Origin of the sequence: Frigoribacterium endophyticum, assembly GCF_011759585.1 — a bacterium.
GTDB lineage: Bacteria > Actinomycetota > Actinomycetes > Actinomycetales > Microbacteriaceae > Frigoribacterium > Frigoribacterium endophyticum.
Window position 1 is genome coordinate 1,128,596 of sequence record NZ_JAAOYV010000001.1, and the last position, 14,136, is coordinate 1,142,731.

10 protein-coding genes are annotated in these 14,136 nt (G+C 72.2%); 5 read left to right on the forward strand and 5 right to left on the reverse strand.

Going from position 1 to position 14,136, the window contains the following annotated elements; genetic code table 11:
• Positions 1-329 precede the first annotated feature (329 nt).
• From FHR77_RS05245 to FHR77_RS05255, 3 genes are read left to right on the forward strand one after another with little or no spacing between them, the layout of a single operon-like run.
• On the forward strand, positions 330-1,943 hold the full coding sequence (locus tag FHR77_RS05245) for a glycosyltransferase (RefSeq protein ID WP_208380662.1): 1,614 nt from the start codon (positions 330-332) through the stop codon (positions 1,941-1,943).
• Positions 1,936-3,483, forward strand: a complete 1,548-nt coding sequence (locus tag FHR77_RS05250) for a glycoside hydrolase family 26 protein (RefSeq protein ID WP_167259106.1) — start codon at positions 1,936-1,938, stop codon at positions 3,481-3,483. The genes FHR77_RS05245 and FHR77_RS05250 overlap by 8 nt, the downstream gene beginning before the upstream one ends.
• Positions 3,484-3,541: 58 nt before the next feature.
• The gene (locus FHR77_RS05255; protein WP_056054500.1) at positions 3,542-4,966 is read left to right on the forward strand and encodes a UDP-glucose dehydrogenase family protein; all 1,425 of its coding nucleotides are present in this window, start codon (positions 3,542-3,544) and stop codon (positions 4,964-4,966) included.
• Between the two features lie 155 nt (positions 4,967-5,121).
• On the opposite strand, the gene glnA is transcribed toward FHR77_RS05255, so the two are convergent.
• Positions 5,122-6,546 carry a type I glutamate--ammonia ligase gene (gene glnA / locus FHR77_RS05260; protein ID WP_056054503.1) on the reverse strand — a complete coding sequence of 475 codons (1,425 nt, stop codon included), beginning with the start codon at positions 6,544-6,546 and terminating at the stop codon, positions 5,122-5,124.
• Between the two features lie 139 nt (positions 6,547-6,685).
• Here glnA and FHR77_RS05265 point away from each other — a divergent pair, with 139 nt between their 5' ends.
• The gene (locus FHR77_RS05265; RefSeq protein WP_167259107.1) at positions 6,686-7,138 is read left to right on the forward strand and encodes an RDD family protein; all 453 of its coding nucleotides are present in this window, start codon (positions 6,686-6,688) and stop codon (positions 7,136-7,138) included.
• A 100-nt stretch (positions 7,139-7,238) separates the two neighbouring features.
• Here the strand turns inward: FHR77_RS05265 and FHR77_RS05270 are convergent, their stop codons facing one another.
• Complete coding sequence (locus FHR77_RS05270) at positions 7,239-7,955, reverse strand: DUF4191 family protein (protein WP_167259108.1); 717 nt, start codon at positions 7,953-7,955, stop codon at positions 7,239-7,241.
• Positions 7,956-8,088: 133 nt separating this feature from the next.
• Between FHR77_RS05270 and FHR77_RS05275 the strand changes: the two genes are divergently transcribed.
• A complete protein-coding gene (locus tag FHR77_RS05275; RefSeq protein ID WP_167259109.1) occupies positions 8,089-9,480 on the forward strand; it encodes a hypothetical protein in 1,392 nt (463 codons plus the stop codon).
• A 12-nt stretch (positions 9,481-9,492) separates the two neighbouring features.
• On the opposite strand, the gene sucB is transcribed toward FHR77_RS05275, so the two are convergent.
• The 3 genes from sucB to FHR77_RS05290 form a co-directional block, all read right to left on the reverse strand.
• Positions 9,493-11,016 carry a 2-oxoglutarate dehydrogenase, E2 component, dihydrolipoamide succinyltransferase gene (gene sucB / locus FHR77_RS05280; protein WP_167259110.1) on the reverse strand — a complete coding sequence of 508 codons (1,524 nt, stop codon included), beginning with the start codon at positions 11,014-11,016 and terminating at the stop codon, positions 9,493-9,495.
• Positions 11,017-11,085: 69 nt separating this feature from the next.
• Entirely contained in the window at positions 11,086-12,459 is a 1,374-nt protein-coding gene (gene lpdA / locus FHR77_RS05285; protein WP_167259111.1) for a dihydrolipoyl dehydrogenase, read from the reverse strand.
• Positions 12,460-12,650: 191 nt separating this feature from the next.
• Positions 12,651-14,126, reverse strand: a complete 1,476-nt coding sequence (locus tag FHR77_RS05290) for a leucyl aminopeptidase (RefSeq protein ID WP_208380406.1) — start codon at positions 14,124-14,126, stop codon at positions 12,651-12,653.
• Between the last annotated feature and the right edge of the window lie 10 nt (positions 14,127-14,136).

Genomic DNA, 14,136 nt, shown 5'->3' on the forward strand with positions numbered 1-14,136 from the left:
CTGTCGAAAACCCTGTCCAGAGGGCTTTTCTCCGATCGTGAGGCGGGCTCTGATCTAGCCCTGAGGGAGGCGACGGCCGTCGTTCAGGGGGCGCCAGCCGTGTCGCTGTCCGGTGTCGGCATTTCGCCTGACACCAGAGGGAGGACAAGTGCCGTACCCCACGGGGTGAGAGCACGCCCCCGAAGAGGTGACGGCTTGTGAGCACCCGCAGGGTGACTGAAGATTGCCTCACCCGACACCCAGGTTCCCCGACGACGCGGACGCCACCCCCTGTTCCCCCATCTTCCGAGGCGGCCATCGTGTTGACTTTCATCCTTCAGATCCGTTCCATGGCGGGCGGCTACCCCGAGGTCTACCTGTTCGCGGTGTACTCGGCCCTCATCTGGGTCCTGTGGATCGTCAAGGTGGTCCTCTCGCGCCGGTACCGCCCCTCGACGGGCGAGTTCACCGGCACGACCAGCGTCGTCGTCCCCGTGGTCGACGAGCCCCTCGACCTCTTCCGCGACGTCATCGGCCGCATGGTCGAGCAGGCGCCCGGCGAGATCATCGTCGTCATCAACGGCGCCCCGAACCCCGACCTCGCCGCGGTCTGCGACGAGTACGCGCCCCTCGTGCGCTGGGTGCACACGCCCATCCCCGGCAAGCGCAACGCCGTCATGATCGGCACCGAGCTGAGCCGCGGCGACATCACGGTGCTCGTCGACTCCGACACCGTCTGGACGCCGGGCACGCTCTCCGAGCTCGTCCGCCCCTTCTCCGAGGCCAACGTCGGCGGCGTCACCACCCGTCAGCGCATCCTCGAGCCCGAGCGCAGCTGGATCACCCGCTGGGCGGACTGGCTCGAGAACTCGCGGGCCCTGTACTCGATGCCCGCCCAGAGCGTGCTCGGCCAGATCGGCTGCCTCCCCGGCCGCACCATCGCCTTCCGCCGCGTCATCCTCGAGCGGGTCATGGACAAGTTCATGACCGAGAAGTTCATGGGCGTGTTCCTCGAGGTGAGCGACGACCGCACCCTGACGAACCTCACGCTCAAGGAGGGCTACCGCACCGTCTACCAACACACGAGCCTCGTCTACACCGACGCGCCCCTGCAGGTGAAGAAGCTCTTCAAGCAGCAGCTCCGCTGGGCCCGCGGCAGCCAGTACAACACCTTCCGGATGATGCCGTGGATGCTCGGCCACGCTCCGATGCTCGCCTTCTTCTTCGCGATGGACATCATCCTGCCGTTCATGCTCATGGGCGTCATCGGCGGCTGGGTCTACCGCGGCATCACCGGTCAGGGCGTCAACCTCTACCGCGGCATCCTCGCCGAGTACGGCGTCTCGACCGGGCTCATCAGCATCATCGTGCTGATGGTCCTCTCCTCCGTGCTGAGCATGGCGATCCGCCAGATGCGCCACCTCGCCGAGAAGCCCTCGGACTTCTTCCGCCTGCCCGTCTTCATCATCGTGTCGACGTTCTTCCTGATGCCCATCCGCGTCATCGGCTTCTTCCGCATGGGCCACGCGAGCGGCTGGGGCACCCGTGCCGGTGCCTACGGGGGAGGCGCGGCCGACGACGCCGTGCAGGCCCAGGTCCAGGCCGTGGGGGCCGACGACTCCCTCGACGTGCTGGAGCGCGAGTTCCGGGGCGAGGCCGACCCCGGCGTCGACACCCTGTTCGACTTCGGACCGTCCACCTCGACGGCCGGCCCGACCGGCGACTCCACCACGGTGCGCGACGGTGACCGCGGCGCGGTCATGGTGCGCAGCCACCGCGCGGAGACGGCCGTGGACGCCCGCCCCGGCGACGCCGTCACGACCAGCACGGCGACCGCGCTGGCGGAGGCGACCTCCCCGGCCCGCGTGGCCGCGCCTCCCCGTCGTCGCCTCAACCCCAAAGCCGGCTTCCCGTACCTGATCGGTGCCGTCATCCTCGCCCTGGAGGTGCTCTTCATTGTCTGAGTCCGCACAGAAGTTCGTCGCCCCGGCGCACGTGCAGTCGGGAGCCTGGTGGGCGCAGTCCCACGGCAACGCCCGCCGCACGGGCCTCGGCGCCACCGCCGTCGTCGTCCTGCTCGCCATGATCTCGTGGCTGATCTGGATATCCCCGTCCGACAACGCCGTGCGCAGCGCGGTGCAGACCGCCGTGGGCGCCTCGCCGTCCGACGTCGCCGAGCTGAAGGCCGACCGGTCGGCCCTGCTCGACCAGCTGGTGAGCGCGAAGGCGCAGCTGGCCGACAGCAAGACGGCCCTGGCCGACGTGCAGCAGCAGGCCTGGACCTCCGAGGGGCAGCTGACCGCGGCGCAGGCGAAGCTCGCCTCGGCGCAGAGCGCCCTCGACCAGGCGCAGGCCGCGGCCGACGGCGGATCGACGGCCGCAGGGTCGGCAGCCGGCGGGTCCGGCGCCGCCGCCTTCTCGGGCGCCAAGGGCGCCACGGGGTCGGGGGGCAAGGGCTCCGGCAACGGCAGCGGCTCGGGCTCCGGCACCGGCAGCGGGACCCCGGCGGCCCCCCAGCCCGTCACGGCGCCGTCGCTGGCGAGCATCATCCAGCCCGAGTCGCGCTACTTCGGCCTCTACACGACGCAGTCGCCCTTCAGCTGGTCCGAGTTCGACGACGTCAGCAGCAAGGTCGGCGCGCAGCCGAACATGGCGGGGTACTTCCAGGGCTGGGACCAGGACTTCGACCCGAACGCGGTCACCCGGGCGTGGGCCAAGGGCGACCTGCCCTTCCTCACCTGGGAGTCGCGCCCGCTGAAGGCGGCCAACGACCAGGTCGTCGACCCCGACTACGAGCTCGGCAAGATCATCGACGGCGAGTTCGACGCGTACCTGACGAAGTACGCCCAGGACATCAAGACCACCGGGCTGCCCCTCGCCATCCGTCTCGACCACGAGATGAACGGCAACTGGTACCCGTGGGACGAGGGCGTCAACAACAACACTCCCGGCCAGTACCGAGAGATGTGGCGCCACGTGCACGACGTATTCGAGCGCGAGGGGGCGAACGACCTCGTCGCCTGGGTCTGGGCTCCCACCCGCGTGGAGGGCGTGCCGACCAAGAACCGCACGCTCGAGTACACCGCGAGCCTCTACCCCGGCGACGACTACGTCGACTGGGTCGGCATGACCGGCTACCTCCGCAGCAACGCCGAGACGCCGCAGACCGGCGACTTCGACGGCACCTTCGGCAAGACCCTCGGCTACCTGCGGGCCATCACCGACAAGCCGATCGTCCTCGCCGAGATCGGCGCGGCCGAGCTGGGCACGACGAAGGCCGCCCAGAAGCCCCGGTGGATCGACTCGCTGTTCGACACCCTGGCCGACCCGGCGAACGACGACATCGTCGGCTTCGCCTGGTTCAACCTCACGGCGACCACCGTCGCGTCCGGGTCGTACCTGACCAACGACTGGCGGATCGTCTCCCGACAGGACTCGATCACGGCCTTCCGCGAGGGCATCGCCCGGCGCGACACGGGCTTCGACCTCCGGACCCTCCCGTGACCGGCCCCGCCCGTCCCTCCTCCCTCCCTGCAGCCCCCACCATCCTCAGGAGCGCATCATGACCGACGACCTCACCCCCTTCGACAGCGACGCCCCCGTCACCTCCGCCGACTCCGCCCGGCCGCGCATCAGCGTCATCGGCACCGGCTACCTCGGCGCCACCCACGCGGCCGCCATGGCGGAGATGGGCTTCGACGTGATCGGCGTCGACACCGACCCCTCGAAGGTGGAGGCGCTGGCCCAGGGCCGCGTCCCGTTCTTCGAGCCCGGCCTGCCCGAGCTGATCGTCAAGCACGTCGACTCCGGCCGGCTGGTGTTCACCACCGACCTCGCCGAGGCCGTCGCCCTCAGCGACGTCCACTTCATCTGCGTGGGCACGCCCCAGCGGCGGGGGAGCCACGCGGCGAACCTGACCTACGTGGAGGAGGCGACCCGGGCCGTGGCCCGCTCGCTGAGCCACGACGGCCTCATCGTCGGCAAGTCGACCGTGCCCGTGGGCACGGCGGCGCGGCTCCGAGAGATCGTCGCGGGCGTCCTGCCCGCCGGCATCTCGGCCGACGTCGTCTGGAACCCCGAGTTCCTCCGCGAGGGCCACGCCGTCGAGGACACCCTGCGCCCCGACCGCATCGTCTTCGGGGGCACCGACAGCCGCTCGGAGGCCGTGCTGCGGGCCGTCTACGCCGAGCCCATCTCGACCGGCACGCCGGTCATCTCGTGCGACCTGCCGACGGCCGAGCTGGTGAAGGTCAGCGCCAACGCCTTCCTCGCGACGAAGATCTCGTTCATCAACGCGATCTCCGAGCTCTGCGAGGCCGCCGGCGCCGACGTGTCGACGCTCGCCGACGCGCTGGGCTTCGACGACCGCATCGGCCGCAAGTTCCTCAACGCCGGCCTCGGCTTCGGCGGGGGCTGCTTGCCCAAGGACATCCGCGCCCTCATGTTCCGGGCCAACGAGCTCGGCGCCCACCGCGCGGTGGGTCTGATGCAGCAGGTCGACGAGATCAACATGGCCCAGCGCCAGCGCGTCATCGACCAGGCCATCGACGCCTGCGGCGGCTCCGTGCTCAACCGCCGGATCGCCGTCCTCGGCGCGGCCTTCAAGCCGCACACCGACGACGTCCGCGACTCGCCCGCCCTCAACGTCGCCGCGGCGCTGCACCTGCGCGGTGCGCAGGTGCTCGTCGTCGACCCCGAGGCGACGCAGACGGCCCAGCGCAGCTTCCCCACGCTGTCGTTCGCGGACAGCATCGAGGAGGCGGTGACCGACGCCGACGCCGTCCTCCTGCTGACCGAGTGGCCCGAGTTCGTCGGGGCCGAGCCGCTGCCCCTCGCGCAGCTGGCCGCCAACCCCGTCGTGATCGACGCCCGGAACGCGCTCGACGCCGAGGTCTGGGCGAGCGCCGGCTGGGAGGTCCGGCCGCTCGGCAGCCGACGCGTCCCTGCGCGTCGCCAGGCGCTGTCGCCGGTGGCGATCCCGGCCTGAGCCAGCCGCCGCACGGCGATCACGGGCCGTCCTCCTCCGGGAGGGCGGCCCGTCCGCGTGCCCCCGGCCGGTGCGCCGGGCGGCGACACGGGCTGGGGAACGACGGGAGGCCCGCACCCCAGGGGGTGCGGGCCTCCGCGGAGAACGCTCGTGAGCTAGACGCCGAAGTACATCTCGAACTCGAACGGGTGGGGACGCTGCGCCATGGGCAGGATCTCCTTGTCGCGCTTGTACGCGATCCAGGTCTCGATGAGGTCCTCGGTGAACACGTTGCCCTTGGTGAGGAACTCGTGGTCGGCCTCGAGCGCGAGCAGGGCCGCGTCGAGCGAGGCGGGCACCTGGGGGATGTTCTTCGCCTCCTCCGGGGGCAGCTCGTAGAGGTCCTTGTCGACGGGCTCGTGCGGCTCGATCCTGTTCTGGATGCCGTCGAGGCCCGCCATCAGCTGGGCGGCGAACGCGAGGTACGGGTTCGAGGCCGCGTCGGGGACGCGGAACTCGATGCGCTTGGCCTTCGGGTTCGTGCCCGTGATCGGGATGCGGATCGCCGCGGACCGGTTGCCGGCCGAGTAGACCAGGTTGACGGGGGCCTCGAAGCCGGGGATCAGGCGGTGGTACGAGTTGATCGACGGGTTGGTGAAGGCGAGCACCGCCGGAGCGTGCTTGAGCAGGCCGCCGATGTACCAGCGGGCGACGTCGGAGAGACCGCCGTAGCCGTTCTCGTCGTAGAACAGGGGCTTGCCGTCGCTCCAGAGCGACTGGTGGGTGTGCATGCCCGACCCGTTGTCGCCGAAGAGCGGCTTGGGCATGAAGGTCGCGACCTTGCCCCACTGCTCGGCGGTGTTCTTGACGATGTACTTGAACTTCAGGATGTCGTCCGCCGCGTGGACCATCGTGTCGAACTTGTAGTTGATCTCCTGCTGGCCGCCCGTGCCCACCTCGTGGTGCGCGCGCTCGAGCTCGAGGCCGGAGTCGATCAGCTTGAGGCTGATGTCGTCGCGGAGGTCGGCCGTCTTGTCGACGGGGCTGACGGGGAAGTAGCCGCCCTTGTAGGCCGTCTTGTTGGCGAGGTTGCCGCCCTCCTCGACGCGACCGGTGTTCCAGGCGCCCTCCTCGGAGTCGACGCTGTAGAAGCTCGCGTTCTGCGTGACCTCGTAGCGGACGTCGTCGAAGATGTAGAACTCGGCCTCGGGCGCGAAGAACGCCGTGTCGGCGATGCCGGTCGAGGCGAGGTACTTCTCGGCCTTCTTGGCGACCTGGCGGGGGTCGCGGCTGTAGAGCTCGCCGTTCCGCGGGTTGAAGATGTCGAAGACCAGGATGAGCGTGCGCTCGGCCCGGAAGGGGTCCACGTAGCCGGTCGTGACGTCGGGGATGAGCTGCATGTCCGACTCGTGGATCGAGGCGAAGCCACGGATGGACGATCCGTCGAAGAGCTGCCCGACGGAGAAGAACTCCTCGTCGACCGTGGAGGCGGGGATGTTGAAGTGCTGCTGGACGCCGGGGAGGTCGGTGAACCGGATGTCGAGGAACTTGACGTCGGTGTCCTTGATGAACTTCAGCACCTCGGAAGAATCAGTGAACATCTAGATGTCTCTCCAATGGTGTGGAACGGATCGGCCAGCGGGACGCAGCCACTGACGACGGTATGGGCGAGGGGTTTCGCTGCGGTGTCCCTCGTGTTTCCGGCATGTTACGCATGTGCCGGTCGGTAGGCTCGACGCCATGCCCGACTCCATCCGCCGACCTCCGTCCGAGCCCGCCGCGCCCTCCGGCCAGGGCGGCTCCGACGGCCGCCAGGAGTGGCCGGGCCAGCGTCTCGGCCTGCCGCGAGAGGGGCCGCGGTCGATCGCGCGCCTCGGGCGCCGGGTCGGCGGCCTGGTGATCGACTGGGCCCTCGCCTCGGTCGTCGCGTACGCGTTCTTCGACGGTGAGGGCCTCGCCATCACCGCCGTGTTCGTCGTCGTGCAGGTGCTCTTCCTGGTCACCCTCGGGGGCACGCCGGGCCACCTCGCCCTGGGCATGCGCCTCGTGCCGATGCGAGGGGGAGCGGTCGGTCTCTGGCGCCCGCTGGTCCGCACGCTCCTGGTCGCCCTCGTCGTCCCCGCCGTGGTGTGGGACCTCGACCAGCGCGGCCTCCACGACCGCATAGCCGGCACGGTGCTCGTCCGCGTCTGACGCCGCCCGCGCGGGCCCGCCCGGTCCGGTGGGTGCCGCTCGGCACGACGACGGCGCCGCCCCCGAGGGGAGCGGCGCCGTCGTCGTGCGGGGCGGTCGGTCAGCGCGGTCGGCCGGAGCGGACCTTGAACGGGTCGACGCCCTTGGGGATGGGCAGGCCGTTCTTGCCGAGCGACTGGAGGCGGTTGCTGACCGCCAGCACCTCGTTGCGGTTCAGGGTCGACTTGACCTTGTTCATGCGCCCGGCGAGCTTGTGCAGCGGGACGGCGTCGGCGTCGGGGCCGACGTGCAGCACGGTCACGGCGACGTTCGGCAGGATGCGGGCGACCTTGCGGCGCTCCTCGTCGACGAGCTTCTTGGTCTGGGCCGCGGCGCCCTCGGCGATGAGGACGACGCCGCCCTTGCCCACGGCCCGGTAGACGGCGGCCTGGGTGCGGCCCTGCACGGCGACGGGCATCTCGGCCGCACGCCACGAGCGGCGGAGGCCGCTCTTCATGACGGCGCCGACGGCGCCCGGCTGGCCCTCGATCTGCGAGTACGCGGCCTTCTCGGCACGTCGCCCCAGGACGATGAGCAGCAGGAGGACGCCGAGCATGAGCCCGACGATGATGTAGAGCACGAGCGCGAGCACGTTGCCGCCCGAGAGCAGCAGGGCCGCGACGACGCCGAGCACCACCGGCACGAGCAGCGCCGCGAGCATCAGCGGCAGCGCCTGGGAGTCGTAGCGGCGGGTCATCTGGAAGACCTGCCACATCTGCTTGAACCGACCCGGTTCCTTGGGCGGCTTGGGAGTCGGGTTCTCGGAGCGTCGTGCCATGTCGACCAGGATACGGGACGGGCGTGCGCACGGCGGCCCGGTCGGCCCTCCCGGCCTCCCCCCGGGGCGGGCCCGTCCACAGGGCACCCCGGGGAGTCGCGGTGCCGGGCCCGGCACCGGGCACGCTCTCCGGGTGAGCAGCTCCCGCACCGGCCCCTACGACGTCCACGCCCGAGACGAGCACGACGGCCTCGAGGCCCTCCGCGCGACGGGACCGGACGGGCTGCCGGTCGTCCTCCTGCGGCCGGCGCAGGCCGGCCCGCACGGAGCGCGCGTGCAGGCGGAGCTCGCCCGGGCCGCCCCGGTGCGGCACGCCCACCTGCTACCCGCCGTCGACGTCCTGCACGAGCCCGACGGGCGCCTGGTGGTGGTCGTGCCCGACGGCGACCTCGTCCCCCTCCCGTCGTGGCTCGCGGGCCGGGGGCCCCTGGCGCCGGGGGAGCTGGTCACCCTGGCGGTGCCTCTCCTCGCGGTGCTGGAGCGCGCGGCCGCGACGGGTCTGCTCGTCGGCCGCCCCGACCTCGGCGACGTGGTCCTCGACGACCGCGGCGCACCGCTGCTGCGTCGGCTGCGCACGGCGGGCGCGACGGCGGACGTCGCGGCGGCCCGTGCGTCGGCGGCCGCCGCCTCGCGGGGTCTCGTCGAGCTCGTGGCGGGGCACCTCGAGGAGGGCTCGTCGCCCCTGCTCACGGCCCTGGCGGCAGCGGACGACCTCGACGCCGTCGTGGAGGCCGTGCACGACCTCGCGGCCCCGCTGCCCCTGCCGTCGGCGGCGGCGGAGACGGACGACGCGACCCAGGGCGACGAGGTCGACTGGTCCGCCCTGGCGGGTCCGCCGCGCCCCGCGTGGGCGGCCGTGCTGCCGGAGGCGGCGGTGGTCGACGCGGCCCTCGACTGGCTCGCCGCGCGTCGCGAGACCTCCGTCCGGGCGCGCGTCGCGGCGGTGAGGCCCCGGTTCTGGCTCCTGGGCGGCGTCGTGGCGGCGTCGGTCGTGATCGCCCTCCTGCTCTCGGCGCCGGGAGGGTCCGTCGACGGCGGCACCGCCGTCGCGACGGACGGCGGGGGCGCGGCCGGCCCCTCCCCGACACCCGCCCCGGCAGCGGACGTCGGTGAAGGCGGTGATGCCGGTGCGACGTCTCCTCCCGGGCAGCCGCCGACGACCTCCCGGGGTGGCGACCGGCCGACCCCGGGCGACGACGACGTCGTGACCACGGGGGAGGACGCCGTCGCCGCGGCCCGGGTGCTCCTTGAGGCTCGGGAACGCTGTCTCGCCGACGTCACGCCCTCGTGCCTCGCGGCCGTCGACCAGCCGGGCTCACCGGTCGCGGCGCGAGACGCGCAGCTGCTGGACGACCCCGGGGCGGCGGGAGGGGCACTCGTCCCGACGGCGGTCGACGGCGAGGTGCAGCGACTGGGCGAGACGGTGCTCCTCGACGCCCGCGGGGCCGACGACGAACCGGCCTCGGTCCTGGTGGTCAGGACCGAGGCCGGTTGGCGGCTCCGCGAGGTGGTCGCCCGCCGGTGACGGGCGACCGGGCTAGATGCCGAGCACGGAGGCGAAGTCGCCCGCCTCGAGGCGGTCCTTGACCGCGACGAGGAAGCGGGCGGCGTCAGCGCCGTCGACGATGCGGTGGTCGTACGACAGGGCGAGGTACACCATGGAGCGGACCGCGATGGCCTCGCCCCCGGCGGCCTTGACGACGACGGGGCGCTTGACCACGATGCCGGTGCCGAGGATGGCGACCTGCGGCAGGAACACCACCGGGGTGTCGAACAGCGCGCCGCGCGACCCCGTGTTCGTGACCGTGAAGGTGCCGCCGGCGAGCTCGTCGGGCTTCAGCTTGTTGTCGCGCGTCCGCTGGGCGAGGTCGGCGATCTGGGCGGCGATGCCGGCCAGGTCGAGCTCCGAGGCGTTCTTGATGACGGGCGTGAGCAGGCCGCGCTCCGTGTCGACGGCCATGCTGACGTTCTCGTGGTCCGGGTAGACGATCGAGTCGCCGTCGACGGTCGCGTTGAGCTTCGGGTGGGCCTTGAGGGCCTCCGCCGCCGCGAGGGTGAAGAACGGGAGGAACGACAGCTTGTTGCCGGTCTTCTCCAGGAACTCGGCCTTGTGGGCGTCCCGGAAGGATGCCACGGCGGTCACGTCGACCTCGACCACGCTGGTGAGCTGGGCCATCGCCTGCATCGACTGGACGGCGCGCTCGGCGACGACCTTGCGGAGGCGGGTCATCGGGACGGTCGTGCCGCGGAGCGGCGAGACCTCGACGGGGGCGGGAGCCGCGGCGCCCGACGACGCCGGGGCCGACGCCGCGGCCGAGGCGGCCTCGGCGGCGGCGAGCACGTCCTCCTTGCGGATGCGTCCGCCGACGCCGCTGCCGCTGAGCGTGCTGATGTCGACGCCCTTCTCGTTGGCGAGCTTGCGCACGAGGGGGGTGACGTAGCCCGTCGGAGCGGAGCTGCTCGAGGCGGACTCGGCGGCGGGAGCGGCGGCCGGCGCGGGGCTGGCCGCCGGCGCTGCCGGCGCCGGAGCGGCGGCGGGCACCGCGGCCGGCACGGCGGCGGGAGCGGCCACCGGGGCGGACGGTGCGGGGACGGGAGCCGACGCGTCGGTCGCCCCCGGCTGGGCGGGCGCGTCGTCCGACGCGGCGGGCGCCGGGTCGACCTCGTCCGCCGGGGCGAGGGGAGCGGCGGGCGCTTCCTCGCCGGGAGCGGGAGCGTTCGACGACGAGACGACGGTCTCCTCGGTCTCCGCCTCGGGCTCGGGCGCCTGCTCGGACTCGGCAGAGGCCGACTCGGGGGCGGAGCCGCCGTCGGACGAGCCGCTGCCGTCACCGATGCGCACCAGCGCCGTGCCGACCTCGACCGTCTCGTCCTCCTGGACGAGGATCTCCTCGACGACGCCGGCGACCGGCGACGGGATCTCGGTGTCGACCTTGTCGGTCGAGACCTCGAGCAGGGGCTCGTCGACCTCGACCCGGTCGCCGACGTTCTTCAACCATCGGGTGACCGTGCCCTCGGTGACACTCTCCCCGAGTGCCGGGAGGTTGACGGATTCGCTCATGCGTGGAACTCCTTTGACGACATCATGTGCCTGTGTGTGCGGTGCGGTGCGGTGCAGTGGTGGGTGGTGCTACATCGCGTGGAGGGGCTTGCCCGCCAGGGCCAGCATGGCCTCGCCGAGCGCCTCGTTCTGGGTGGGGTGGGCGTGGACCAGGGGAGCGACGTCCTCCGGGTAGGCCTCCCAGTTGACCGTCAGCTGGGCCTCGCCGATGAGCTCGCCGACGCGGGCGCCGATCATGTGGACGCCGACGACGGGGCCGTCGACGACGCGGACGACCTTCACCGAGCCGCTCGTGCCGATGATGTGGCTCTTGCCGTTGCCCGCGAGGTTGTAGTCGTAGGTGGCCACGGCGTCGCGGCCGTGCTTCTCGACGGCCTTGGCCTCGGAGAGGCCGACGGAGGCGACCTCGGGGTCGGAGTAGGTGACCTTGGGGATGTTCACGTCGTCGATGACCTGGGGCGAGAGCCCCGCGATCTCCTCCGCCACGAAGATCCCGTGCTGGAAGCTGCGGTGGGCGAGCTGGAGGCCGGGCACGATGTCGCCGACGGCGTAGACGCCGGGGACGCTCGTCGCGAGGCGCTCGTTCGTGATGACGAAGCCGCGGTCCATGGTGAGGCCCACCTCCTCGTAACCGAGGCCCGCGGTCGAGGGGCCGCGGCCCACGGCGACCAGCAGGATGTCGGCCTCGAAGGTCTTGCCGTCCTCCAGGGTGACGACGACGCCGTCGTCGCTCTGGGTGACGCCCTGGAAGCGGACCCCGAGCGAGAAGCCGATGCCGCGCTTCCGGAAGGCGCGCTCGAACTGCTTCGAGATCGACTCCTCCTCGTTCGGGACGAGGTGCGGCAGCGCCTCGATGATGTCGACCTCGGCGCCGAACGACTTCCAGACGCTCGCGAACTCGACGCCGATCACCCCGCCGCCCAGGATGGCGACGCGCGACGGGACGTGGTCGAGGGCGAGCGCCTGCTCGCTGGTGATGACACGGCCGCCGATCTCGAGGCCGGGCAGGCTCCGTGAGTACGAGCCGGTCGCCAGCACGACGTTCTTGCCCGTGAGGGTCACGTCGCCGACCTGGACGGTGGTGGGCGAGGTGAGGCGCCCCTCGCCCTCGACGGTCGTGATCTTGCGGGCCTTGAGCAGGCCCTGCAGGCCCTTGTACTTGCTGGCCACGACGCCCTCCCGGTAGGAGGTCACGGCGGCGATGTCGATGCCGTGGAAGTCGGTGTGGACGCCGTACTTCTCCGACTCGCGCGAGACGTCGGCCACCTCGGCGGAGTGCAGCAGGGCCTTGGTCGGGATGCAGCCCCGGTGGAGGCAGGTGCCGCCGACCTTGTCCTTCTCGACGAGCGCGACGCTCAGCCCCAGCTCGGTCGCCCGCAGCGCGGCGGCGTAGCCGCCGCTGCCGCCGCCGAGCACCACCAGGTCAAAATTCTGTTCCGACACCCAGCAACTCCCTCGTGCGTTCGGAGGTACCCCGCGGGGCTGAGGTGCTGCGGCGTCGTGGTGACGGCGTCGTCGCACCCGCCAGCGTCTGCTCCGTCAGGAGCTGCGCCCGGCAGGTGCTCTGCAGGGCGCGGGGCTGGTGTCGCCCGGGGGACCGATCTCGGCGGGTTTCTCCCGCCTCCCCGACCCTACTACGCGACCGAAAAGACGGCTGCCAGCTCCAGCAGGGTGCGGACGGAGACGCCGGTCGAGCCCTTGGCCGTGAAGCCGTAGCCGCCGCCCTTGTTGTTCGACGGCCCCGCGATGTCGAGGTGGACCCACGGGAGGACGCTGCCGTCCTCGCGGCGCCCGACGAACTCCTGGAGGAACACGCCGGCGAGGAGCATGCCGGCGGCGGTGTTGCCCGGGGTCGCGTTGACGAGGTCCGCGACGTCGGAGTCGAGACGGGCGCGCAGCTCGCCGGGCAGCGGCATCCGCCAGAACGTCTCGCCGACACGGCCCGCGAGGCCGACGACCTCGTCGGCCAGCGCGTCGTTGCCCATCACCCCGACCGTGCGCGTGCCCAGGGCCACGACCTGGGCGCCCGTGAGCGTGGCGACGTCGACGACCGCGTCGGGCATCTCCTCGCTCGCGGCGACCAGGCCGTCGGCCATGACGAGGCGGCCCTCCGCGTCGGTGTTGGTCACCTCGACGGTGGTGCCGCCGCGGATCGTCAGGACGTCGTCCGGGCGGATCGACGTGCCGCTGACCATGTTCTCGGCGATGCAGAGCCACGCCGTGAGCCGGACGGGGAGGTCGAGGCGAGCGGCCGCGACGGTGACGGCGAGCACCGTGGCCGCGCCCGTCATGTCGTCCTTCATCCCGAGCATGCTGCCGGCCGGCTTGAGCGAGAGCCCGCCGGTGTCGTAGGTGATGCCCTTGCCCACGAGGGCGAGGTGCTTGGCGGCGCCCTCGGGCGCGTACTCGACCTTGACCAGGCGAGGCCCGCGCGACGAGCCCTGCCCTACCCCCAGGATGCCGCCGTAGCCGCCGGCGCGCAGCTCGTCCTCCGCGAGGACGGTGACGGTCAGGGGCAGGCCCTCGGCCCGGGCGACGGCCACGTCGGCCAGTGCCTGCGGGAACATCTGCTGCGGCGGGGTCATGGCGAGGTCACGGACGGTGTGGACGGCCTCCGCGACCACCGCGGCGCGCGTCACCAGCGACTCCTCGAGGTCACGGTCGGCGACCAGCACCAGCTCGCGCGCGTGCCGCCGAGACTCGCCGGCCGAGGCCGAGCGGAAGGAGTCGAACTCCCAGGAGGCGATGGCCGCGCCCTCGAGGACGGCCGCGGCCTCGTCGTCGTCGGCCACGGGGAGGGCGAGGGCGACGCGGTCGACGCCGGTGAGCTGACGGACCGCCGAGCCGGCGGCGTAGCGCAGGGACTCCGCGTCGACGACGTCGCCGAGGCCCACGAGGGCGACGACCGACGCGGCCACGCCCACGGCGGGCACGCGGACGAGCTGGTCACGGGCACCGGTCACGCCGAGGACCGCGAGGTCGGTCGGCAGGCCTTCGAGCTCCACGGTCACGGTGGGGCCGTCGGCTCCCTTGAGGACGCCCACGACGAGGACGTCGGCGGTGGTCTCGGCGGGGGAGGTGCGGACGGCGGACAGGCTGAGCTCGGTCATGACGTCGATG

Bases quoted from the DNA above. Each gene is read 5' to 3' on its own strand.
- FHR77_RS05245 (WP_208380662.1), top strand. From the start codon at position 330: ATGGCGGGCGGCTACCCCGAGGTCTACCTGTTCGCGGTGTACTCGGCC.
- FHR77_RS05255 (WP_056054500.1), top strand. From the start codon at position 3,542: ATGACCGACGACCTCACCCCCTTCGACAGCGACGCCCCCGTCACCTCC.
- glnA (WP_056054503.1), bottom strand. From the start codon at position 6,546: ATGTTCACTGATTCTTCCGAGGTGCTGAAGTTCATCAAGGACACCGAC.
- FHR77_RS05265 (WP_167259107.1), top strand. From the start codon at position 6,686: ATGCCCGACTCCATCCGCCGACCTCCGTCCGAGCCCGCCGCGCCCTCC.
- FHR77_RS05270 (WP_167259108.1), bottom strand. From the start codon at position 7,955: ATGGCACGACGCTCCGAGAACCCGACTCCCAAGCCGCCCAAGGAACCG.
- sucB (WP_167259110.1), bottom strand. From the start codon at position 11,016: ATGAGCGAATCCGTCAACCTCCCGGCACTCGGGGAGAGTGTCACCGAG.
- FHR77_RS05290 (WP_208380406.1), bottom strand. From the start codon at position 14,126: ATGACCGAGCTCAGCCTGTCCGCCGTCCGCACCTCCCCCGCCGAGACC.